The organism is Kitasatospora sp. NBC_00070, from assembly GCF_045041205.1.
GTDB lineage: Bacteria > Actinomycetota > Actinomycetes > Streptomycetales > Streptomycetaceae > Kitasatospora.
This window is the reverse complement of the sequence record NZ_CP108247.1, coordinates 657592-679741: the sequence shown is the minus strand read 5'-3', so window position 1 is coordinate 679741 and position 22150 is coordinate 657592. Positions and strand designations below refer to the sequence as shown.

Sequence of the window (22150 nt, the reverse complement as noted above, 5' to 3'; positions counted from 1 at the left end):
CCGGGTGGGTTCAGGCCGTCTTCCGGATGTTGTAGACGACGTAGACCCCGCACTGCGAGCCCGACCCCTGGCCGGTGACGGTCCAGCCGACGGGAATCGTGGAGTTTCCGCACACCTGCACGCCGGTCTCGTCGGTGATCTTCAGGATGGTGTAGACCCCGTACGTCCCGCAGGGGGTGCCGGAGGTCCGGATCGCGGTGACCACCCAGCCGCCGGGGATCGCGGACTGGGCGCAGTCGGTGACGGTGGTCTGGGTGGTGATCCTCAGGAGGGTGTACTGCGGGAAGCTGCCGCAGCCGGTGACGTTCTGCATCGAGGTGATCACCCACCCGTCCGGGATGGGGGAGTTGGCGCACGCCTGGACGGTCGTCTCGGTGGTGAGCTGCATGATGGTGCGCTGTCCGTAGCCGCTGCAGCCGGCCGAGGTCTGACCGAGGATCACCCAGCCGGCGGGGACGGGCGTGTAGCCGCAGATCGTCGTGGTCGCGCCGCTCTGCGCCTGCTGTACGGCCGCTGTCGCGGCCGGGGCGCCGGTCAGGACCAGGCCGCCGAGCAGGAGGGCGACGACGGTCAGCAGTCGGGTCAGCTGTTGCTGCAAGGTTCTCATGTGAACTCCCCTGATGAGCCTGCCAGTTGGAGCTGTGAGCCTGACATGGCCACGTCTCCTGCCGCCACCCCCCCCGAAGAGCCGATCGCCGCCCTCGCGCTCGGCGTTCGGTCAGCTCGCCGTCCCGGCGCACGGGCCCGAGCAGAACTCCGCCGTCAGGACGTCGGCGAAGAAGCCGATCGGGTTGTTCCAGTCCCCGTTGACGTTCTGGGCGGTCAGGTGCCGGCCGTCCCGGGTGCCGAAGGTGTACGACCACGAGCCGCTGATGGCGCTGCCCATGCCCCAGGCCGTGGCACCGCAAGGGAGTTCGGCCGAGGTCACCCCGAGGCCGTACGTCGTGCCGGGAATCGAGGTGTTCGGCGGGGTCGGCCGGGTGGCGAACATCTCCCGCTGTTCGGCCGGCGGGAGCAGCCGGCCGCTGAGCAGGGCGCCGAAGAGGCGATTGAGTTCCGAGGCGGTGGAGATCATGTTGCCTGCCGACCCGCCGAAGGACGGGTTGTGTTCTCCGGGCCGTGCCCGGTGCGGTCCTTCGAGGCGTCCTCGCGGAAGGCGGTGTCACGGATGGAGTGGAGCCGGTTCTCGATCATCCGCTCCGACCTTGCGAGAGCTCCGATGCAGTGTGGGGATGCCTGCTGGTGCGTCAGGTCGGTCAGGCCGTGGACGGTCTGGCGGGTCGGCTTCCCGAACTTCAGGTCCCTGCGGTAGCGGGTGACCCTGGCATGAGCAGAAACGACCACACCTCAGCACACTGACCGGGCGAGCCGGCCCGGACGAAGCACACCCCGCCTCCGGGCCGGCTCACGTGTCGTGGCGGACGGTCCGCAATGCCGTGGGCTCGGTCTGGCCCGCGCCACGGAAGCAACTTCCATCGAGACCGGCACTGACTCCTACCGCCTCGCCGGCGCCCGAGCCAGCGCCCAGGAATCGGCCAAGGCCAGCTGATCTCTGGCGCTACCTGCCTCGACGGCCCGCCGCCCGCCGGGCCGTCCCCATGCATTGCGCCTGGCGAAACGACACGCTCAGCTGAACAACAAGGTCAGGGGCCGACGTACTCGAAGACCCCGCCGTGCGGGTGCCGCAGCACTGCACGGCGGCCGTTCGGAGTGGGCTGGATGGGCATCACGATCTCAGCTCCCCCTGCCCCAGCTTCCTTGACTGCGGCATCCAGGTCGGCGACAGCGAGAGTCGCCGCCACACCCGCCACCCGCTGCACCGCCTCGTCAGGTCCGGCGAACAGGAGGAAGGGACCGACGCTTGCCAGCGTGACGCCGGCAAAGGCGAACCGCGATGCGGTGCTTCCGGTCAACTTCTCGTAGAACGGCACAGCCGCATCCAGGCCCTCGACACGCTGTCGCACAACCACTGAATCGATAGCCATGCTCGGCATCATCACATCTTCATGCGTGCTTCCGGAGGTGGTCCTGCCGTCCCGCAGACCGCGAAGTGGCCAGTCGCGTTCGAGATGCCGTTCAACGCCGGATGTCGAAGGACAAGCTGACGCTGTCTCTCGTGAACATTCCGAGGCCCGGTGATCACCAAGTGCTGCCCAAGCACGCAGACAGACGCTGCTGCTGAACGTGAACAAAGCCAACCTGCCGGCGGCTGTGGCGACCGGCCTCGACGGACCTGTGCGACTCACTCCCACCGAGTGGAGGAGCATCGCTCTGCTGCTCGCCACTCCGGGGCGGGTGGTGACGGAGGATCAGATCGTGGGCGAGGTCGGGGGTCCTGGGCGGGAGGGGAACTCCCACCACCTCCGCGTCTACGCCTCCGGGCTGTGCCACAAGCTGGAGGCCGACCCCTCGCGCCGCTGCCATCTGATCACCGAACCGGGCCTCGGCTGCCGCCACGGACCCTGAAGGGGGATGGCCCGGGATACGCCGGGATCAGCCGTGGATGATCTTGGGGCGCTGCGTGCACCGCCGCTCGGCCGCGGTGCGGCTGCACGACGTCGCCTCGCGGAGGATCGCGGCCCTCGCCGGCGAGGCGGACACAGTGGACGTGCCGGGGTGGAGCCGGAGGAGCTCCGTAAACCCCGCCGCCGGCCTGGACCCTCACTATTCCGTCTTGCTAAGTACCGGTAGTCAGCGTTACGGTATACCAGTACTCAACGGCGCTAGCTAGCGCAGGGAGGAGGTGTTCCATGGCCAAGCTGCTGACGGAGATGCTCAAGGGCACGCTGGAGGGCATGATCCTCGCGTCGCTGGCCGGCCGGCCCGCCTACGGCTACGAGATCACGGCACGGCTGCGGGAACAGGGATTCTCCGACATCGCCGAAGGGACCATCTACGCGCTGCTCCTCAGGATGGAGAAGCGCGGTCTCGTCGATGTGAAGAAGGTGCCCTCCGAGATGGGGCCGCCGCGCAAGGTGCACTCCCTGAACGCTCAGGGGCGGGAGTACCTCGAAGAGTTCTGGAGGACCTGGAGCTTCCTCACGGAACGACTGGAACAGCTCCGCGAAGGGGGCGAGTGACCATGTCCGATGTCGAGAACACCGGCTTCATCTCGAAGCTGATCGGGCCCAAGAAGCGCTGGCGGGCGTACAAGGCGCGCGTCAAGGAGCTGCCCGGGGGCTACCGCACGGCGGTCGAGGCGATCGAGCGGCACCTGATGCACTTCGTGCCGACCGACGGCGACAGCAACGCGGCGATGTTCGAGGACCTCGCCGACCTGTTCGAGCAGGCTGCGGTGAACGGAACCCCGATCCGCGAGGTCGTCGGCGAGGACCCGGTGGACTTCGTCGAGGAGTTCGCCCGGAACTACTCGGAGGGTGGCTATGTCCCCGCCCGGGCGCGCAAGCAGCTGATCGAGGAGCTCGAGCGCGCCGCCGGCAACGGGACCGGCACAGCGGACGGGCCGGTCTGACCGCACCTCAGCACGTCGCCCCCGAGGGGCGAGCAGCACGTTCCATGCCGCCGCGGGGCCCTGCCCGGCCGCCGCGCGCCGCATCGCCGGGACCGACCACTGCGTGCAAGGAGATTCACGATGGGAAACGGCAACAACGGCCTGTCCGACGCAGGGCTGCGCCGACTGCGTGAGGTACTGGAAGCGCACGTCGAGTCCAAGAAGATCCCCGGACTCGTCGCCCTGGTCGGCCGGGGTGGGGAGACCCATGTCGAGGCGATCGGGACGATGCGTCACGACGGCGGCGCACCGATGCGCCGGGACACCATCTTCCGGATGGCCTCGACGACCAAGCCGGTCGCGGTCGCCGCGACCATGGTCTTGCTGGACGAGTGCCGACTGCGACTTGACGACCCGATAGATCACTGGCTGCCGGAACTGGCCGACCGGCGGGTGCTCAGGCAGCCTGACAGCCCGCTGGACGACACCGTGCCGGCCCGACGTCCGATCACCGTGCGGGACCTGCTCACCGCCACCTGCGGGCTGGGGCTGGACACGACGGCGATGGGCTCGCCGATGATGACCGCGTACTTCGAGCGGAGCATCTACGGCGAGAACGGATGGATGCTGCCGGCGGTGGAGCCGGACGAGTGGATGAGCCGACTGGGCACGCTGCCGTTGATGAACCAGCCCGGGGAGCGCTGGCTGTACAACGTCAGCGACGACGTGCTCGGGGTGCTGGTGGCCAGGGTCACCGGCCAGTCGTTCGAGGCGTTCCTGCGCGAGCGTATCTTCGAGCCGCTGGGGATGAAGGACACCGGCTTCCACGTGCCCGCCGAGAAGATCCACCGGCTGCCGCCGCTGTACGCCCCCGACCCGCAGACCGGAGCGTTCACCGTGGAGGACCCGGCCGAGGGGGGACACCACAGCAAGCCGCCGGCGTTCCAGTCCGCCGGCGGCGGACTCGACTCGACCGTCGACGACTACCACGCCTACTTCCGGATGCTGCTCAACCGCGGGATGCACGGCACCGAGCGGATCCTGTCCCGGCCGGCCGTCGAGCTGATGACCGCCAACCGCCTCACGCCCGAGCAGACAGCCGCCATCCAGGCCTGGGCGCGCAGCGTCGTCCACCTGTCGTACGGTCAGGGGCAGACCGGCGGCTGGGGTTTCGGGATGACGGTGCGCACCTACCGGGGCGACTACGCGCCGATCGGCCAGTTCGGCTGGGACGGCGGGGCCGGCACCACCGCTTACGCCGACCCGGACAACCAGCTGGTCGGCATCCTGCTCACCCAGACCGGGATGTCCACCCCGGACTCGGCGCGGGCCATGCAGGACTTCTGGACCACCCTTTACCAGGCAATCGACGACTGACGAACGCTCCGTTCGAGCTGCCAGGACCGGTGCCAACGATGCGTCAAGACCGGTGGCTGCGATGCCTGTGCAGGTGACCGACCGGCGGTAGGTGAAGGGGACGCGCGGAGTGCCATCGGGTGCTCGGTGTAACGGTCGTATCGGGGAAGACGAGTCCGCCAGGGGGCGGACTCCGATACGACCTGGCCGGCAGCGGTGCCGCGCGTCCTCCGCACCACCGGAGTGGGGCCTCTCGACTGCCCCGGTGAATCCGTTGCCGACGACTCCGAGATCCAGGAAGCCCACGCCCCGCTGTTGCCGCGCGGGGTGCGGACATCTGCTTGGAGGGGGCATGCGCATCGCGATCTCCGCCAACTGCTCGGGGGAGCCGTCGACTGACGGTGGGTCACTCCTGACAGCCTCTCGATGTCGAACGGGCCACCTGGTGGAAGGTGCGGCGTACGACTGTCCGGCCGTCGCGCTGCGGTGTCGTCCGCCCGGATGGGCCGGGTCCGCTGCCCAGCGGCCGGTACGGAGGAGGACCACCATGGCCGATCGCGGTGCGGCACCGGGGCTGCCGGACACTCAACGTCCGAGCGGGCACGACACGGCGCGCCTCGCGCTGGTGGTCGGTGCCCTCGGGGTGGTGTTCGGCGATATCGGGACCAGCCCCATCTACACCCTCCAGACCGTCTTCAACCCGAGCGACCCGCATCCGGTCCCGGTCAGCCCGGAGAACGTGTACGGGGTGGTGTCGCTGGTGTTCTGGTCGGTGGTGATCATCGTGCTGGTCACCTACGTGCTGCTGGCGATGCGTGCCGACAACGAGGGCGAGGGCGGCATCATGGCGCTGATCACCCTGCTGCGGCGATCCGGCTCACCGCGCGGCCGGCGCGCCACCGCCGCCCTGGCCGCGCTGGCCTTCGCCTTCGGCATGGCGGTCACCGGCACCATCACCATCACCACCCTGCTGTTCTTCTGCATCGCCCGCGCGCGATGGGGCACCCCGGTGTGGCTGGTCGCCATCGGCGCGACCGTGCTGCTCTTCGTGGACCTGCTGTTCGTGGCGGCCAACGCGACCAAGCTCCTGCACGGCGCCTGGCTGCCGCTGCTGATCGGTCTCACCGCGTTCACCGTCATGACGACCTGGCAGCGCGGGCGCGAGCTCGTCACCGCGGAACGGGCCCGGCACGAAGGCCCGCTGCGCGAGTTCGTCGACCGGCTCCACAGCGGCGGAGTGCCGGCGCTCGACTCCGCGCAGACCGAGGGGCAGCTCCAACTCGACCAGGCGTCCTACTTCCTGTCGAAGATCGAGCTCCGCCGGGGGAAGGCACCGACCATGGCACCCTGGCGCAAGCGGCTGTTCATCGCCACCTCCTACATCACGGCCGACGCCGCCGAGTACTTCGGGCTTCCTCGCGACCGTACGGTCATCATGGGCTCCCACATCGAGGTGTAGGCGCCGGGCTCCGCCGCCGCGGCCCCGGTTCTCTCAGCGCTGGGCCACCGGTACGGGTGAGCTCAGTTCGGCCTGGGCGTGCAGGGCGAGCAGGGCCCGGTGGCGGCGGTGAACGTCCTCGCGGTCGGCCTGCTCGGGTACGGAGGTGTCGCAGGCCCGGAGGATCATGGCGGCCTGGTCCAGCAGGACCTGGCGCCGGTCGGGCAGCGAGGTCTGTTCCATGATCTTGTGGAGGGCGTCCAGCTGACGGATCATCACGGCAGGCATGCCGAGCGCCGACTGGCGGATCTTCTCGAAGGCACGCTGGATCAGCCGGTCGTAGTCGGCCTGGTAGGCGATGACCCGGATCCGACCGCCCGCGTCGCGGTGGACGCGCTGCGGGTGCCAGCCGGTGGTGACCAGGCACAGGCACTCGCTCAGCCAGTCGATGCAGGTCAGGGCCGTGAACGTGTCGTTGACAGCGGCCGAGAGGGCGCGCAGGGCGATCTCCACCAGCTGGTCGACGCCGAAGGACACGTCCTGGGTCAGCGTCCGGTACGGCCCGGTGACGTGCCCTCGGGCCAGCTTCTGCGCGATGTCCGGCGCAGCCTCGGCCGGCCAGACGACCGCCAGCGGCTGGCCCTTGACGAGAAAGTGGCCGGGTCGGTACGGGAGATGGATGACGGCGTTCGACTCCGTGGCGATCCGGACCAGCCGGTCGTGCCGGATGTACTGGAGGTAGCCGCTGGCGGAGGTGGTGATGGTGGCCCCGGCCGACTCGATCTGCTTGACCAACTCGTCCTGGGACGGGCCGGCGTCCGGCCCACCGGACACGGCGGGGGCCACGGTGCCCTGCGTCTCGATGGCGCGGGCGAGGTCGTCGGCAATGCCCGCGATGACCTGGGGCAGCTGGATCATGGTGGCGATGTGGTTGATGAAGTAGATCAGCACGGCCAGGTCGACCACGGTCAGGGCGAGCGCTGTGGTGATCGACAGGTGCGGGACGAAGTCGCCGTGCGATCCGGGGCTGATCGAGACCAGTACCAGCACGCTGAAGAAGAAGGTGGCCACGAACGCGCCCAGAGTCAGCTGAGTACCCCGGTCCCGGATGAAGTTGCGCAGCATCCGGGGCCCGAACTGGGTCGACGCCAGCGTCAGGGCGACGATCGTGATCGAGAAGACCAGACCGACCACGGTGATGATGGCGGCCGCGATGGTGGTCAGGATCTGCCGGGCACCGTCGGCAGCCCCGCTCAACACCCAGCTGGGCAGGGCGAAATGGCCGTCGTACACCGCGCGGTCCAGCAGGAGGGTGACGGTGGCCAGCACCGCCGCGCCCAGCGCCTGGAGCGCGGGGACCAGCCAGAGGTTGGTGCGCAGCCGCTCCCGCCGCCAGTCGGCCTCGAAGATCGCGACGCCGCGCATCAGCGGGCTCGCCCGGACGGTATGCCGGCACGGGTGGGACGGGGATCGGTGCGCATCGGGGTCTCCCGGACGATGACGGAGTTCTGGCCTGTGCCGACCAGACTTCCCGGCTCACCTGCCGAGGAGGGTAGTCGATCCCGTCGCCGGGCCGCGGCGGCTCGGGGCCGGCGTGGGCACATCGTCAAGTCCGCCCAGGACCGATCCGGCCCGCAGCTCCCGCCGGACCGGGGGGTGGCGTGTGAACGGGCGTCAAGCTGCTGGGGGTCGGCCGTATGGATGTCGTCAGGAGCCGCGGTACGGAGGATTTCGGGGCCTAACATCCAACTTCTTCGACAAGAAAGATCTTGCTCAGATGAAATCCCTGTCCCGCCTGAAACGCGCCCTGACCTGCGGGGTCGCCGCAGTCGTCATGCTCTCCGGCCTGACCGCCCAGGCCCAGGTCGCACCGGCGCCGACCGCTCCCGTGGACAAGACCTGCGGAACCCCGGCCGTGCCGGGTGGCGGCAACTGCATGAGCTCGCTGATCAGTTCCGCCTTCGACACCATCAGGCTCATGCGCAGGGCCGCCAACCTCAACAAGCTGGACAACGCGGAGTTCACCCAGAGCACCGCGACGAAGTTGAGCGAGAAGTTCCCCGGGTTCAACGTCATGGTGTTCAAGACCGTGGGCACCGACCTGTACGACACCGAGTGGTTCACCAACGAGCACAAGGCCGACATGAAGGGGGTGTTGCTCGACACCACCTACAAGCTCAACCACTACCTGGACGCGGAGAAGAAGGAACCGTCCGGCTACGACAAGTTCCGGATCTGGGTCTTCCAGGGGGACTCGACCTTCCGCAACCGCGGTGACGGCGGGTACCTGAACTGGGCGTTCGTCGGCAACGACGGCGACAGCGTCAAGAAGGAACCGTGGACCTGCCGGGCCAACACCGCGCGGCCCTACAAGTGCGACGGCGACGTGCGCACCATCCACTTCCCCGCCCGGTCCGGCTACGCCGGCAAGACCGGCAGCCTGACCCCCGACTCCGCCGGCCCCGGCTACCACGCCTGCCTGGACGTCAGCGGCAACGGCAGCGCGAACGGCACCCCCGTGCAGATGTGGGAGTGCAACAACGGCGACGCCCAGAAGTGGACCTACAACGGCTACAAGCTCCGCGCAGCCAACGGCAAGTGCCTCGACCTGGCGGGCAACACGACCGCCAACGGGGCCAAGCTCCAGGTCTGGGACTGCCTGGAAATCCCCGGCCAACGCTGGTACATGTCGCCCAGCGGCAGTCTGCGGCACATCACGGACCAGGACGACCGCTCCAAGGACGTCTGCATCGACGACCTGAGCGGCCGGACCGCCAACGGCAGCACGGTGGCGGCCTGGGCCTGCGGCTCCGAGGACAATCGGGACGCGCCCAACCAGAACTGGGCCTGGGGCGGCACCCCGCCGACCACCGACCCGACCACCCCGCCCGCCAACGGCGCCGACGTGTACTTGAAGCTCTCCAACGGGCTGGGCGCTGTCCCGGTCAGCGGCTCCGTCGGCGCGTCAGTTGTCCCCGGGATCCGGGGTGGCAACGAATCGAAGTGGAAGGTCGCCTCGGTGGGCGGCGGCCGTTACCGGATCACCAGCTCCTACGGGCTGGAACTCACCGAGAACAGCAGCTACCTGGCGGAACTCCAGCCGTGGAGCAACTCCTCCAAGCAGAAGTGGGAGCTGTTCGGGGTCGGCAACGGCAAGTACCAGATCCGGATCTCCGACGACGACTGCCTGGCCCACGACGCCGACTTCAAGCAGCTCGGCGTGTGGACCTGCAAGTCGGGCTGGCAGCAGGAGTGGGTGCTCGAGTCCACCTCCGGCGGCGTGATCACCCCGACCGACCCGACCACGCCGACGAAGCCGGACCCGAAGCCGGACCCGAAGCCGACCACCCCGCCGACCGGGGGCGGCTCCAGCATCCCGACCGAGCGGCCGCTGTTCCTGAAGCTCTCCAACGGGCTGGGCGCGACGGCACCCAACGAGACCGCGAGCTGGGGCTCCCCGATCGTGGGCGGAATCCTCGGGTACAAGGGGTCCACCTGGACGATCAAGCCGCTGGGCGGGGGCCGTTACCGGATCGTCAACGACCTCGGGTTCAATCTCACCGAGAACCCGGACACGTACGTGGCAGAGCAGCAGGCGTGGGGCAACACCTCCAACCAGAAGTGGGAGTTCGTCAGCCTCGGCAGCGGCAAGTACCAGATACGGATCTCCGACGACGACTGTCTCACCCACGACTCCGACTTCAAGCAACTCGGCGTGTGGAGCTGCGAGGGCGGCTGGAAGCAGGAATGGTCGTTCCAACTGCTCTGATCGACAGTCCCTGAGGGTGCCCACCCGGCACCTGAGGCAGCGTCTCATCGGGGTCGGGGTCAGGGTGTTGGGCGGTAGCCGTGCGGCTGCCGCCCAACACCCTTCCCGGCGCCAACGTCCTTCCCTGACCGGTTGGACACTTGCAACTGCCCTCGCAGTCCGTCGTACCCCGGTCGGTCGGTGCATCGGCTGCCACCCGGGGCCGCCGGGGCGTAGCGTGGTCTCCCGGTCGGCTTCGCGTCCGGCTTCCACCCCGTCCGTCAGGACCCGAGGTACGGAGTACTGATGTCCAGGCCCAGCCCTGCCCTCGCGGATCTGCACGGTGTCTGGCGCCGGACACTCGCCCGCGAGGCGGACGGCTCGACGGATCGCGTCACCGCCACCACGTGGGTCCAGGGCCCCTCGCTGTTCGGGGATCTGCGGCAGCCACCCGGTCTCGAGGAGAGGGTCGGAGGGACGTCTCTGCAGGACCTGGACCGCCCACAACTGCTGGCGCTGTGCGGGCAGAAGGCGTTCGCCGGCACCTTGGAGCAGGACGGCGAGGCGTTCGGTTGGGTCCGCAGGATCGATCTGCACCCCTCGGCCCCGCTCCCCGACGCGGGCACCCTGCACTGGGAAGGCGCCGTGCTGGTCGAGGAGGGCCTGCACGAGGACTATCTGGAGCACTGGGAGCCCGTCGAGCGGCCACCGGGCTCCCCGGCGGCCGCCCTGTTGGACGATTCGGAGGAGGGCTGCGCCGGCCTGCTCGTCCGGGTGGGCTCCTGGTTCTGCTACGCCCGGGACCGGTCCGTGCCGTTGCCCACGCTCCTGGTCCCCCTCGTCGAGCAGGTCCGGGGCTGCGGTCGCCGCGCGGAGGCGGCCGCGCTGCTGGACTGCGAGGTGTCGATCGGCCGGATCCGCGCCGACCGCTGGGAGATCGTCCGCTCCACCCTGCCGCATCGCGTCGGGGCCCACCTGCACCCCGAGCTGAGCCGAGCCGGGGACGGGCTACGGATCCGCGACACCGATCGGCGGGGCCGGGCCCGGCCGCGCGATTGGCGGTTCGCGCGGGTCGAGGGCCCGGTGCTGCTGCCGACGACCGGGGAGCGCCGGGAGTGGACCGCGCCCTGACGGACGTGGGGGAGAGCCGCGCTGACGGTCAGGGCCGGAGCGTACCGAGGTCGGAGGACTCCGGCAGGCGGCGCAGCAGGACCAGCAGGGTGCCGCAGAGCGTCAGCAGATAGCAGGAGAAGCCTGCGGCGGTGAAGGTCCAGGTGGGCAGTGTAGCCAGGGTCAGCGCCGAGCTGAGAGCCGTCAGAGCGTAGACCGTACGGTCTTCGGTCTCGGGGTGGCGGTGGCACTTCACGACTGTGGGGACGGCGGCGCAGCCGTCGGCCAGGATGCTCAGGGCGAGCGCGGTGTCCGGGTCCGCGGTGATCCACCAGCCGACGAGTGCGCCCAACGAGATTACTGCGCAGCAGAGTTCGGCCGGGGTCGGCCGGGTGCTGCGGAATCCCGGGCGGCTCAGGGCGCACAGGAAGACCAGCAGGGGGCCGAGCCCGACGCTGAGGGTGGTGAGGGCCGGCCGGCTGACGTGGTGGGCGAGTTGGGCCGCGAACGCCACGCCTGGCGCGATGGCCCAGAGCAGCCGGGTGACGGGGTTGGGCCGGACCGATCCGCGCAGCGTCCGTACGGCGTAGACGCCACTGCCGCAGAGGTTGAGGACCGCTCCGGCCGGCACCACGAACGAGCCGAGCTGCATCGCTCAGCCCTCGGCACCGCCGGTGGGCCAGGGTGCCTGGTGGGGAGAGAAGTTGGGGAGCTCCCTGGTCGGCTCGCACCGGCGCTGCCAGACCGGGGTGGCTGACCCGCTGGTGGCCGGCACGATCGCCGACCAGTCGGCCGGGCAGCTGCGACCGCTCTTGTACTCGCGTTCCTCGTGCCGCACGAACTGCTTGGTGGCGAAGTGGTGGTCGACGATGGAGACGCCGGCCTGGTCGTAGGAGTGCAGTACGGCCACGGTGAGTTCGAGCAGCGCGCGGTCGCGCCACAGGGTGCGGTCCCGTCCGGTGTCCAGGCCCATCCCCCGGGCGACCTCGGGGAGTTTGTCGTAGCGGTTGGTGTCGGACAGGTTGCGGGCGCCGATCTCGGTGCAGGTGTACCAGGCGCTGAAGGGTGCCAGCGTGTAGCGCAGGCCGCCCAGTTCCAGGATCTGGTTGGAGATCGTGGGGAAGGCGTGCCAGCGAAGGCCCAGCTGTTCGAACCAGGGGTGGTCGGGGTGGCTGATCTGCACTTCCGGGACCGCGTCCGGTGGCAGGTCGAAGTACCGGGGTTCGCACTCTGGCTGCTGGACGACCAGGGGCAGGACGTCGTAGTCGGTGCCCCGGCCGCGCCAGCCGAGCCGCTGGGCGGCCGCGGTGAGATCCGCCGTCTCGGGGTCGCCGACGACGGACCCGTCGGGCTGCCGGTAGCCGGCGTAGCGGATGAGCTGGCTGTTCCAGACCCTGGGTCCGGGCCGGTCGGGTGTGCTCGGGGCGAAAGCGCTCAGGAGCAGGCGGACTCTGCCGCCGTTCCAGGCCGGCCGTAAGTGGTCGACAAGGGCTTCGAACAGGGCGCTCTCGTCACCCTCGGCGGCTCCGGTCGCGCGGCAGTCCCGGGTCTCCAGACCCGCCAGTAGAACTTGCCGACGCACTGGGGACTGTTCCGCCAGACGATCCGGGTCCCCTCAAAGAGCTCCTCGGCACTCTGCCGGTAGGCGCCCGTCGCTGCCAACTCGCCTGCTACGGAGCCGATCCGCTGCTCTGCGGCCTCGGCCGAGAGGTGCCCCTCGGCGGCGAGTTGGCGCACCAAGCCCTCGGCCTCGGCAGCCACCGGCCCGGCGGGCGAGCTGGAGGGAGTGGACGGTGGTGCGTACAGACGTGAGGTTGTCGCGATGAGCCCCCGGTCAACGGCCAGAAGCGGGAGGCCAGTTCGCCTGTACGAAACATTTGCCCGCAGTCGCACGCTATGCCGGAAGGGCCATGGCGCGGAACCGGTCGTCGCCGCTTTGACGGAACTCGTGCACACGGTTGTCGGCTCGGGTGCGGCTGGTGCGAGACGAGGGCTTGAAGTGGTGAGGGGGCGCAGCGGGGCCCGTAGGTGGGTTGGGGACGGACCGACTCCTGTATGCCTCAAGGGTTCGGGGAGTGATCGAAAAAGCGTCCGCCCACGCGATGGCCACCCCGGGGCCAGGGGTCACTCCAAAGCTCGATGTTCGCTCACGCCGCCCGCGCACAGCCTGGCGCAGAGGCGCCGTGCGGAGCATCACCCGGACGGCGCGTCACATCATCACCGCAGGGCGAACGTCGCCTGATTCGATACCGGACGCCTTCTCTCGGATCACGCGGTCCTGGCGAGAGCCGGTCAGTCCTTCAGGGCCGCTTGCACGACTGCCGCGGGCTGACGGCCGATCGGCCAGGACGTCACGAGCTCGAGGCGCCCGACCGCCCATGCAAGCCAGTCGGCGTCGCCGAGGCGGTGTGCCTCGCCTGCGGCGACCGTCTGCGTCATCAGCTCGGCCAGGAGCAGGACGTGTGTGGGTTTGTACCACTGGGCGTGCCGGTCGAAGGTCAGCTTCCGGTCCTCGTACGGGTGGCGGAGGGTCATGCTGAGGTGGCCACCCCCACGTCCCTTGAAGGGGCCGGGGAGGCCACCGAGCAGGCCCGTCAACCCGAGGTCACCCTGATAGGCCGATCCCTTGGTCCCATGCCCGATCTGGATGCCGATCCCCAGCATCACCTTGGCCCAGGGGATCAGCTCGTCCTCCGTGCCGCCGGCGTGCCGGACCATTCCCTCTGTTCGGAACTCCACCCAGGACCCGTCCGGCCGGTGGGAGTCTCCCACCACCCAGCGCCCGGCGACGAGTTCCAGCGGCCCGTAGATCTTTCCGGTATCCCCCATGAACTCATTGGATCACACCCTTGCACGCAGTCCGGATCCGACGGTGGGACGACTTGAGACGCCGGAGGCAGTACCGCGGACGGGGCTGAGGCTGTGGGCCGGGGGTTCGGGGCGAGGCGCCGGTACGACCTGGCGATGGCGATGGCGTGGGGGTGGCCGGGGTTGGGGGAGCGGTCGTGGTCCCCGGAGTTGGCACACGCACGTGCCGCTCGGTGGAGCTCTTCCCGGTCGGCTCCGTTGGCAGGTGTCGGTGAGAGCGGCCGTCCGCTGCCGGCGGGCGTGCCGTCCAGCAGCACTGACTGCGGCGGCGGGTCCGCGGCCAGGCCGCTGCCCAGGGCGTTTGCCCTTCCCGTGTGAACGTCCGCCACACCCCGGGAAGCGGGCCCGGGGCGCGACGACAGTGAGGGGTGATTCACTGATGTCGTGCAGTGATCCACCAGGTCTGCGAACGGCGGGGTATTCGTCCGATGTACACGGCAGCTCCAGAAGAAGCCCGCATCGAAGGTGTGGGCAACATACTGATCGTGCCTGCGGCGTTGCAGGACAGCGATGTGGCCCGGGACTTCTTCGGGGCCGTGCTCACACCGAATGACCTGGCGTCCGGCTCGCCCGACCTGGCGGGGAAGGACGTCTACCTGTGCGGCGACGTTTCTGCGGTCCGTGATGGTCAACTCCGTTCGGCTGCGCGGGTGTTCGTCGTCCGAGGGCTGTCGCACGGATACCGGGAGGACGCCGACGCCCCGTGGACCGTCGTGGATCTCGGCCGGGTCCCCGTTCGGGTGCACGGGGTGGGCGTGTACTACCGCCGCTTCTTCGACCTCGACGACGACCACTTCGGGCGGATCTCCGCGGAGCACGAGTTCCAGGCCCTGACGGAGTCCACCAAGCCCGGGACGGCCCATCGGAGCGGCATCTACCTGACGCCCGTCACCCGCGACGGCGACGACCTGCACTTCCGCCTGCTCCGCTGCTCCACCAACCTCTCGGGCCCGACCGAGGGCTTCCGCCCCACCGACACGAGCATTGTCGAGGCCCTCAGCCGCGAGGCCGCCACCGTCTTCCGGGGCCACGCACGGCTCAACCACGTGCTCGCCCAGACCTACCACAACACCCGGGCCACGCCCGAGCGCAAGCAGGCCAAGGCCAGGATCTCCTCGCATGCGGACAAGACCAAGGACATGCCCGCCAACGGCATCATGGCCTTCTGCACCTTCTACGACGGGCTCGACAAGCTCCGGCCCATGGCCGAGGACGCCTTCGACCACGGCATCGAGCACACCAGTGGCCTGACCCGGCTCACCTTCCGCCGCAAGTCGCCGACCGGGGCGCGCGACGAGGACGCTCTCCCCGCGCAGTTCAGCCTGACCCTCTATCCCGGCTCCGTCTTCTTCATGCCGCTCTCCACCAACCGCCTCTACACACACGAAATCCGCCCCGCGGCTCTGGACGCCGAACTGCTCCCGACCCGCCTGGGCTACGTGGTGCGCTGCTCGAACACCGAGGCCGTGCACCGGGACGGCCGGACCTTCCTCAAGAAGGCCGACGGACTGGTGGAGTTGGAGTCGCCCACCGAAGCAGGGACGGACGAGTTGCGCAGGCTGTACGCCGAGGAGAACAGGTCCACGTCCTTCATCGACTACGGTGAGCGGTTCCTCTTCAGCATGAACTCGGGAGACTACCGTGCCCCGCGATCCTAGGATCCCGGACGAGGTCCGCTCCCACCCTCTGCCGGTCGACGGTGATCCATTCAACGAGCTGTCCGCGTCGGTCAGTTGGGAGGATGTCGGCAAGGGCAGGCGAGGTGCGGTGCTCGCCCGGGTCGACGAGTCGGGCGGCGTCCCGCTGGTGCGGACCACCACCCGGTACGGCAGCCCGACGCAGCGTTTCCGGCCCGTGCACGAGCAGTTGGCGCAGCGGATCCAGGAGCACGCGGCCCTCCCCGTCGCCTTCAACAACGCCCTCATCGAGACCTACACCAACGCCTACGCGACCATGGGCAGCCACTCCGACCAAGCCCTCGACCTGGCCGACGACTCGCACATCGCGGTCTACTCCTGCTACCGCTTCCCCGAGGCCGTCCCGTCGAGGAGGCTGATAGTCGAACCGAAGCAGCCCGGCGGCGGCGGGTTCGAGATCCCCCTCACCCACAACTCCGTCGTCACCTTCTCCGTCGACTCGAATCGCCGCCTCCGGCACCGGATCGTCCTCGACACCTCCGCCCGGACGCCGGAGAACCTCTGGCTGGGCGTCACCTTCCGGACCTCCAAGACCTCCGTCCGGTACCGCGACGGACACGTGTACCTCCCGGGGGGTGCGCGCCTGCTCCCGGCCGACGAGGAGCAGCAGGGCGAGTTCTACCGACTGCGCCGCCGCGAGAACCACGAGACGGACTTCAGGTACCCGCAACTCACCTACACCATCAGCGAGAGCGACCTGGTGCCGCCCACCACACGGTCGGCGGAGCGATGACGTCGGTACTCCGGGTCGGGCGCGATGGTGCTGTGACTGTCCACAGCAGAGCGACGCCTGCGTCCGGCCCAGGGGTGGATCATGAAACCCCCGAAATCACGTCGTCCGTGCCGCTGTCCGTGCGTGGTCTATCGGAATGTGCCCCGGCGTCCTAGACTGGCGTGGCTGCCCGAGACCCCGGCCGTGTGCGCTTGATGTGGGAGATGCACCGGCTCGGCAGGGGAAGGCAGCAGCACCCTTCCCTCGCGTACCGCCAGGTTCTTCACCCCTGTCCGCACACGTCCTCGAGTCCATGGGCAGGGGGGTCGCGGTGCGTCGGTGCGGAATTGGGTTCTCCACCGGCGCTTCGCGATACCGCCGGACTGGGGAGTTCCGGCGGCGAGGGGCGGTCCGTACCGGCAGGCCTCCGGTGCGGGCCGCTCATGACGAGACCCGGCCCGTCGGCACGCGTTCCCGACTCGGCGTCTGCGCAGGGCCGTTGCGCATCTCCTGTCGCCGATGCCTCTTCGGATACGTGCCTTCGAGCCCTCGCCCGCCGACGCTACTACCGGGCCGGCCGCTCCTGTCAGCGCGTGGCCCACCACCAGCGCCAGCGGCACCTGCCTTCGGTCGCCGGTCCCCGCGTCCGTCATACGGCCACCGTACGGTCCGGAACGGTCTGATGGAGCGTCAACTGATCAACTGGAAAGCCCGATCGGCCAGATGGGGAGTCGGACAGGAGCCGCCCCGGCGTGTACGGGGGCGCACTCCGGGATGTGACCGTGCCGTCCGGACGGGCCGAGCCGTTGGCCGGCGCGTGACGTCCCCCTTGCGGGCTTCCGCTGCCGCCCTGCCACCGCGTACCGGCAGCCTTCCTCCCGTGGAGCCCTCGATCCACCGCCAACTCGGCCAGGCCGGGAGTGCGGCCGGGCGCAGTGCTCCCGGTCGCCCCGACCCGCTCTGGTCCGGATCCCGTGCCGGCGCTCGGGTCGACCCTCGGACCATCCCTGACCTGGCCGAAGGTGCCGAGGGGGCGGTGCGGTTGCGTGTCTGTGGTGCGGGCGCAGCTGCGTGAGTCGCCGGTACGTGGACGCGGCGCCGGGGCCTGCGCCTGCCGACGTCAGAACGGGCAGGGCTCGCGTCCCTGCGCAACCGGTGCCACGAAGTGCCGGAGCGGAACCCGAAGGGCGGAAGCGGTCCGACGGCGAGGACCACGGGCCTCGAGCGCCCTGGCACTCCTCGGGCGAACCGGGCGAAAAACGGCATCGATGTGGTCATTAATGTGCAGCAGACGATCGTTTGGCGACAGCGACTGGCTCCTCCTCCTCTCACGCTCGGTGTGCGCTCCTTCACCTCGCCTATGCTCGTGCCCGCGCCGCCCCGGACCCCGGCTTCGCCTACCACCACGCGAGCATGTGCAGGTCAAGCAGGGAGTTGGGCCCGTGAGCACTGCCAGAGGTCAAGGCCCGGACGCTGCCGGGGAGAGATACCGGATCGTCACCGCCCGTGGCGAGTTCAGCCTCGCCACGACGGCGGTACTGCGCTTCGACCTGAACGGATGGGGCCCCGCCGAGGGCACCCAGCGCCTGATCGTGGACCTGGGACAACTCACGAACCCGGACACCTCCGTGCTGGGAGTGCTGTCCACCGCCCAGGCCCGTGCGGAGCGCGGCGGCGGCTGGCTGCGGCTGGTCTACACCCAGCCTCACGTCGCGCAGCTACTGAACCTCGCCTCCCTCGACATACGTCTCCCCTGTCATGCCACCCTCGCCGACGCGATCGCGGGCCGTACCAGTGCCCCGCCCGTGCCGTGACACGACACGACTCCCGAGCCCCGGACCGAAGTCCCCGGGCCGCCAACTGCCCGCTTCGGCAGCGCCGCAGGGCCGACGGCCTGGCCGGCGACAGTCACCTGACGCCTCGCCCTCGACGATCCGCCGTCGGGGTCGTCCGCTCGTTCCCCGCGTCCCCGGGCACGACGGTGGCGGCAGCGCAGGGCGGGCGCGGCGGGCGGGAGATTGTCCGGCCGCCACCGGGGAGTACTGGGGCTGTTGACGGACCGGCTCATGGGCAGAAGCCGAAACGTTGGTCGGATGAGCGGCGGCCGGAGTTCCAGGGCGAACGGGTGATGCCCGTCACATCTCGCCGGCCGGTCGAAGTCGCGGGGGGCGTCACGGTGAACGCGTGAGGGATGCGACGATGAGCCGGCCATGGAAACGGGACGAGTCGCACGGGTGGGGCGGGCCGCAGTGTTCGCGGCTGCCGGCGTGCTGCTCGCGGCGACCGGCCATGTCCTGACGTCCGGCGTCCCCGTGCCCGGCTGGGCGCTGGCCGCCGCGTTCGCGGGCACCGGGGCGCTCGCCTGGCTCACGGCCCGCCGGGAGCGCGGCCCGCTGTTGGTCACCGGGCTGACCGTCGGCGGTCAGGCAGCTCTGCACGCGGTGTTCTCGCTCGGTCAGGCAACCTCCGCAGCACCTGCCCACGGTGGATACGCGACCCAGTGGGCACAGCTGCTCCTGTGCAACGCCGGACCACTGACCGAGGCGCAGGCGACGCAACTCGTCGAGGCTGCGGGCCTTGACCCGTGGTCAGCTCCCGGCGGCGGCCTGACCGTTGTCCCGGTCGACCTGCCCGACCCCTCCGTCATGGCCGACATGCCGGGCATGACGATGCCCGCTGCCGGGCTTCCGCACCACGCCATGGCAGCGGTGGCGCACCAGCACGGCGGCGGCATGCTCGGCATGCTGGCCGCGCACCTGCTGGCAGCACTGTTGCTGGGCCTGTGGCTGTCGGCCGGCGAGCGCGCCGTCCACGGGCTGGCCCGCACGGTCGCCACCCGGCTGTTCGCCCCGGTCCTGCTGCTGCTCGGCGCCGTCCGGCCCGTCAGCCCTCTCCCGCAGCGCCGCCTCCGCACCGTGGCCCGCCGTCCGCGGCGGCTGCTGCTCGTCCACGCCCTCACCACTCGGGGACCACCGGTCGCACCCGCCGTCCACTGACGGCCCGTCACATCGGGGCAGCCCCCGGCTGACACCGCGCCGGCCCTGGCAGCGGCGCCGCCGTCGCACGCCCCGAACCGGTCCTGCGGCCTGCCCGGCCGCTCCCACCTCCCGAGTAAGGACAACCGGCGATGACGCCTGTCCTGCCGTCCCCACGCACCGTGACCCGGCGCGTACGGGCCGATGATCCGACCGTGACCGCCTGGGCGCTGGCCGCCCGCGGCGGCGACCCGGTCGCCGTGGACCGCTTCGTCCGCGCCACCCGCACCGACGTGTGGTGCTTCGTCGCCCACCTCAGCGGTGAGCCCCAGGCCGCTGACGACCTCACCCAGGACACCTACCTGCGGGCGCTGCGCAGCCTGCCCCGCTTCGAAGGCCGCTCCTCGGCCCGCACCTGGTTGAAGTCCATCGCCCGCCGCACGGTCGTGGACCGGATCCGCCTCGCCACGGCTCGGCCCCGGCTGCTGGACACCGACGACTGGCAGAGCGCCGTCGAGCAGGCCCAGCACTGCGACCTGCCCGGCTTCCCGGAGGGCATCGCGCTGACCGAGCTGCTGCATGCGCTGCCCGCAGAGCGCCGCGAGGCCTTCGTGCTGACCGCCGTGCTCGGCTTGCCGTACGAGGAGGTCGCCGAGCTCACGGGCTGCCCGATCGGTACCGTGCGCTCTCGGGTGAACCGGGCCCGCGGTGTCCTGATCCGCCAGCTCGCCGACGCCGAGCAGGTCGGCCGGGCCCCGGTCGGCCGCGTGGCCTGATCAGTTCCCCGCTCCACCCGAAGGGGGCACCGGGCGGCGTGTCCCGGTGCCCCGCCACCGTCCGTGCGTTGTCGTGGACGCACGCACGCACCACGGCCCGCGTCGCAGGCCGTGAACGACAGTCTCCGGAGGAACCATCCATGTCGAGCACCACCGTTTTCGCCGTCGAGGGCATGAGCTGCGGCCACTGCGAGCGGACCGTCAGCACCCGGCTCTCCGCACTTCCCGGCGTCACCGCCGTCACGGCCGACGCCAAGGCCGGGCGGGTGAGCGTCGCCGGCCAGATCGACGAGGCCCGGGTCCGGGCCGCCGTCGACGAGGCCGGCTTCACGCTGACCGGCCGCATCTGACCGGCCGGCCACCTCGGCCACCGCTCAGGGCCCGGACCACCCGGGCGCCCGCGCCGGGCAGCGCGGGACGCTCCGGCACCGGTGCGGGACGAGCTGCGCGAGTGCGCTCTCCCACCTGACAAAGAATTCGGCAGGTATCCGGAACTTCTCGGGGGTGCGGTCCGACTCGTTTGCCGGGTGCCGTTGCCGACGGTGCGCGGTTCTGCGAAGAAGGACGGGGTATGCGGCTCAACAGACGCTCGTCACACCGGTTCAGACCCACCGTCAGGGAGATATCCCGGTGAGCGCGCCGACGGCCCATGAAGTGCCGCACGCGGCGGCGGACCGCTGGAGCCTGGTGGCGGTCGCCGGGATGCTGTCCTTCGTGGCGATGCTCGACATGAACATCGTCAACATCGCCCTCGCCGACATCGCCGACGGCTTCCAGGTTTCGGCCCAGACCGCCCAGTGGGCCGCCCTGGGGTACCAACTTCCGCTGGTGGCGCTGCTGTTGCCCGCCGGCCGCTGGCTCGACGCGGTCGGTACGCGCGCGGCGGTGCTGACCGCCGTCGGCGGGTTCGCGCTGTGCAGCGCCGCGGCCGCGGCCGCGCCGTGGGCCGGTGCGCTGATCGGGGCCCGGATGCTCCAGGGCGCCTTCGGGGCCGTGCTGTTCGTGCTGATGCCGGTGCTCGCGATGCGCTCGGTCCGGCCGGAGCTGCGCGGCCGGGCGATGAGCGTCCCGGCCACCCTGGGGCCGCTGGGCGCGGTCGCCGGGCCCGCCCTCGGAGGACTGCTGCTCGACCACCTCGGCTGGCGCGCCATCTTCCTCGTCAAGCTCCCTGTCTGCCTCGCCGCCTGGCTGACAGCCCGCCGACGCCTGCCCCGGAGCGGATCGCTGAGCCTGCCCGCGCGGGCCGAGCTCACCGACGCCGCGCTGATCGCAGGCGCCGTCGCAGCCCTGCTCCTGGCCCTGACCTTCTCGGTGAACGCGCCGCTGTGGCTGCTGCTGGCCGCCCCGGCCGTACCGCTGGCACTGGTGTGGCTGCGCCGCTCCGGGGGACGGCCCGTCAAGGCGGCTCTGCAGGAGAACCGAACCGCCGGCCTGAACACCGCCGTGCTCGCCGTCGCGGTCGCCTTCGCCGGCGTGCACTACCTGCTCGCCCTGCACCTGCAGCGCGAGGAGGCCCGGAGCGCCACCGCCACCGGCCTGACCATCCTGTGCTTCCCGCTCGCGATGGCGCTGGCCGGCCCGCTCGGCGGACGCCTCGCCGACCGCGTCGGCGCCCGGCCCACCGCCACCGCGGGCGCCGCGCTGACCGCGCTCGGCTTCGTCCTGCTCGTACCGATCGGCGACAGCTGGTCGCTGCCCGGCATCGCCTGGCGCCTCGCGCTGGCCGGCGCCGGGATGGGCCTGTACGGCGGGCCCGCCCAGACCCTCGTCATGACGTCAGCCGCGCCGCGGTCCGTCGCCACCGCGAGTTCCACCGTGCAGCTCGCCCGCAGCCTCGGCTTCACCCTTGGCCCCGCCCTGGCGACCGCCGCCTGGAGCCTCGGCGGCTCTGATGCGGGTGGCCTGCACGTAGGACTGGGCCTCGCCGCCGCGTCCGCCTGCCTCGCCGTCCCGCTGCTGGCCCTGCACGGCCGCACCGGCACCCGTGCGGCCTGACCCTCCTTTCCCGCCCCGTCACTT

Annotated in this window: 21 protein-coding genes and 1 pseudogene; 14 read left to right on the top strand and 8 right to left on the bottom strand. The window is 70.5% G+C overall.

Translation table 11 applies throughout. The features are described from left to right. Window positions 1-10: 10 nt before the first annotated feature. The 3 genes from OHV05_RS03140 to OHV05_RS03130 all read right to left on the bottom strand — a co-directional run bounded on the left by OHV05_RS03140 (window position 11) and on the right by OHV05_RS03130 (window position 1985). Window positions 11-607 (bottom strand): hypothetical protein, encoded by a 597-nt coding sequence (locus OHV05_RS03140; RefSeq protein WP_405016215.1) that lies wholly within the window; start codon window positions 605-607, stop codon window positions 11-13. Between the two features lie 111 nt (window positions 608-718). Then, window positions 719-1075 carry a hypothetical protein gene (locus OHV05_RS03135; RefSeq protein ID WP_405016214.1) on the bottom strand — a complete coding sequence of 119 codons (357 nt, stop codon included), beginning with the start codon at window positions 1073-1075 and terminating at the stop codon, window positions 719-721. Between the two features lie 568 nt (window positions 1076-1643). After that, window positions 1644-1985: a VOC family protein gene (locus tag OHV05_RS03130; RefSeq protein ID WP_405016213.1), complete on the bottom strand. Its 342-nt coding sequence runs from the start codon at window positions 1983-1985 to the stop codon at window positions 1644-1646. Between the two features lie 199 nt (window positions 1986-2184). On the opposite strand from OHV05_RS03130, the gene OHV05_RS03125 reads away from it, so the two are divergent. The 5 genes from OHV05_RS03125 (at window position 2185) to OHV05_RS03105 (ending at window position 6266) form a co-directional block, all read left to right on the top strand. Then, window positions 2185-2466, top strand: coding sequence for a winged helix-turn-helix domain-containing protein (locus OHV05_RS03125; protein WP_405016212.1), 282 nt, complete (start codon window positions 2185-2187; stop codon window positions 2464-2466). 284 nt (window positions 2467-2750) lie between these two features. Further along, window positions 2751-3080 carry a PadR family transcriptional regulator gene (locus tag OHV05_RS03120; protein ID WP_405016211.1) on the top strand — a complete coding sequence of 110 codons (330 nt, stop codon included), beginning with the start codon at window positions 2751-2753 and terminating at the stop codon, window positions 3078-3080. A gap of 2 nt (window positions 3081-3082) precedes the next feature. Continuing rightward, on the top strand, window positions 3083-3472 hold the full coding sequence (locus tag OHV05_RS03115; protein WP_405016210.1) for a DUF1048 domain-containing protein: 390 nt from the start codon (window positions 3083-3085) through the stop codon (window positions 3470-3472). A 120-nt stretch (window positions 3473-3592) separates the two neighbouring features. Next, complete coding sequence (locus OHV05_RS03110; protein WP_405016209.1) at window positions 3593-4828, top strand: serine hydrolase domain-containing protein; 1236 nt, start codon at window positions 3593-3595, stop codon at window positions 4826-4828. 526 nt (window positions 4829-5354) lie between these two features. Beyond that, entirely contained in the window at window positions 5355-6266 is a 912-nt protein-coding gene (locus OHV05_RS03105) for a KUP/HAK/KT family potassium transporter (protein WP_405016208.1), read from the top strand. Window positions 6267-6299: 33 nt separating this feature from the next. On the opposite strand, the gene OHV05_RS03100 is transcribed toward OHV05_RS03105, so the two are convergent. After that, on the bottom strand, window positions 6300-7670 hold the full coding sequence (locus OHV05_RS03100; RefSeq protein ID WP_405016207.1) for a DUF2254 domain-containing protein: 1371 nt from the start codon (window positions 7668-7670) through the stop codon (window positions 6300-6302). A gap of 352 nt (window positions 7671-8022) precedes the next feature. Here OHV05_RS03100 and OHV05_RS03095 point away from each other — a divergent pair, with 352 nt between their 5' ends. Further along, complete coding sequence (locus OHV05_RS03095; RefSeq protein ID WP_405016206.1) at window positions 8023-10014, top strand: RICIN domain-containing protein; 1992 nt, start codon at window positions 8023-8025, stop codon at window positions 10012-10014. A 285-nt stretch (window positions 10015-10299) separates the two neighbouring features. Next, window positions 10300-11124: a hypothetical protein gene (locus OHV05_RS03090; RefSeq protein WP_405016205.1), complete on the top strand. Its 825-nt coding sequence runs from the start codon at window positions 10300-10302 to the stop codon at window positions 11122-11124. Between the two features lie 28 nt (window positions 11125-11152). On the opposite strand, the gene OHV05_RS03085 is transcribed toward OHV05_RS03090, so the two are convergent. From OHV05_RS03085 to OHV05_RS03070, 4 genes and pseudogenes are all read right to left on the bottom strand, one after another. Next, entirely contained in the window at window positions 11153-11755 is a 603-nt protein-coding gene (locus tag OHV05_RS03085) for a hypothetical protein (RefSeq protein ID WP_405016204.1), read from the bottom strand. A gap of 3 nt (window positions 11756-11758) precedes the next feature. Continuing rightward, window positions 11759-12685: a nitric oxide synthase oxygenase gene (locus tag OHV05_RS03080; protein WP_405016203.1), complete on the bottom strand. Its 927-nt coding sequence runs from the start codon at window positions 12683-12685 to the stop codon at window positions 11759-11761. Between the two features lie 35 nt (window positions 12686-12720). Further along, window positions 12721-12840: pseudogene (locus OHV05_RS03075) on the bottom strand (hypothetical protein); the annotation flags it as partial. 555 nt (window positions 12841-13395) lie between these two features. Next, window positions 13396-13821 (bottom strand): hypothetical protein, encoded by a 426-nt coding sequence (locus OHV05_RS03070; RefSeq protein ID WP_405016202.1) that lies wholly within the window; start codon window positions 13819-13821, stop codon window positions 13396-13398. Window positions 13822-14399: 578 nt separating this feature from the next. On the opposite strand from OHV05_RS03070, the gene OHV05_RS03065 reads away from it, so the two are divergent. The 7 genes from OHV05_RS03065 to OHV05_RS03035 all read left to right on the top strand — a co-directional run bounded on the left by OHV05_RS03065 (window position 14400) and on the right by OHV05_RS03035 (window position 22126). Next, entirely contained in the window at window positions 14400-15629 is a 1230-nt protein-coding gene (locus tag OHV05_RS03065) for a hypothetical protein (RefSeq protein ID WP_405016201.1), read from the top strand. Continuing rightward, window positions 15613-16401: a hypothetical protein gene (locus tag OHV05_RS03060; protein WP_405016200.1), complete on the top strand. Its 789-nt coding sequence runs from the start codon at window positions 15613-15615 to the stop codon at window positions 16399-16401. The genes OHV05_RS03065 and OHV05_RS03060 overlap by 17 nt, the downstream gene beginning before the upstream one ends. Window positions 16402-17822: 1421 nt before the next feature. After that, complete coding sequence (locus OHV05_RS03055) at window positions 17823-18194, top strand: STAS domain-containing protein (protein ID WP_405016199.1); 372 nt, start codon at window positions 17823-17825, stop codon at window positions 18192-18194. Between the two features lie 396 nt (window positions 18195-18590). Beyond that, window positions 18591-19376 (top strand): hypothetical protein, encoded by a 786-nt coding sequence (locus tag OHV05_RS03050; protein ID WP_405016198.1) that lies wholly within the window; start codon window positions 18591-18593, stop codon window positions 19374-19376. Window positions 19377-19507: 131 nt separating this feature from the next. Beyond that, a complete protein-coding gene (locus OHV05_RS03045) occupies window positions 19508-20131 on the top strand; it encodes a sigma-70 family RNA polymerase sigma factor (protein WP_405016197.1) in 624 nt (207 codons plus the stop codon). A gap of 140 nt (window positions 20132-20271) precedes the next feature. Further along, complete coding sequence (locus tag OHV05_RS03040) at window positions 20272-20481, top strand: heavy-metal-associated domain-containing protein (RefSeq protein ID WP_405016196.1); 210 nt, start codon at window positions 20272-20274, stop codon at window positions 20479-20481. A gap of 280 nt (window positions 20482-20761) precedes the next feature. Next, the gene (locus OHV05_RS03035) at window positions 20762-22126 is read left to right on the top strand and encodes an MFS transporter (RefSeq protein WP_405016195.1); all 1365 of its coding nucleotides are present in this window, start codon (window positions 20762-20764) and stop codon (window positions 22124-22126) included. The last annotated feature ends 24 nt before the right edge of the window (window positions 22127-22150 follow it).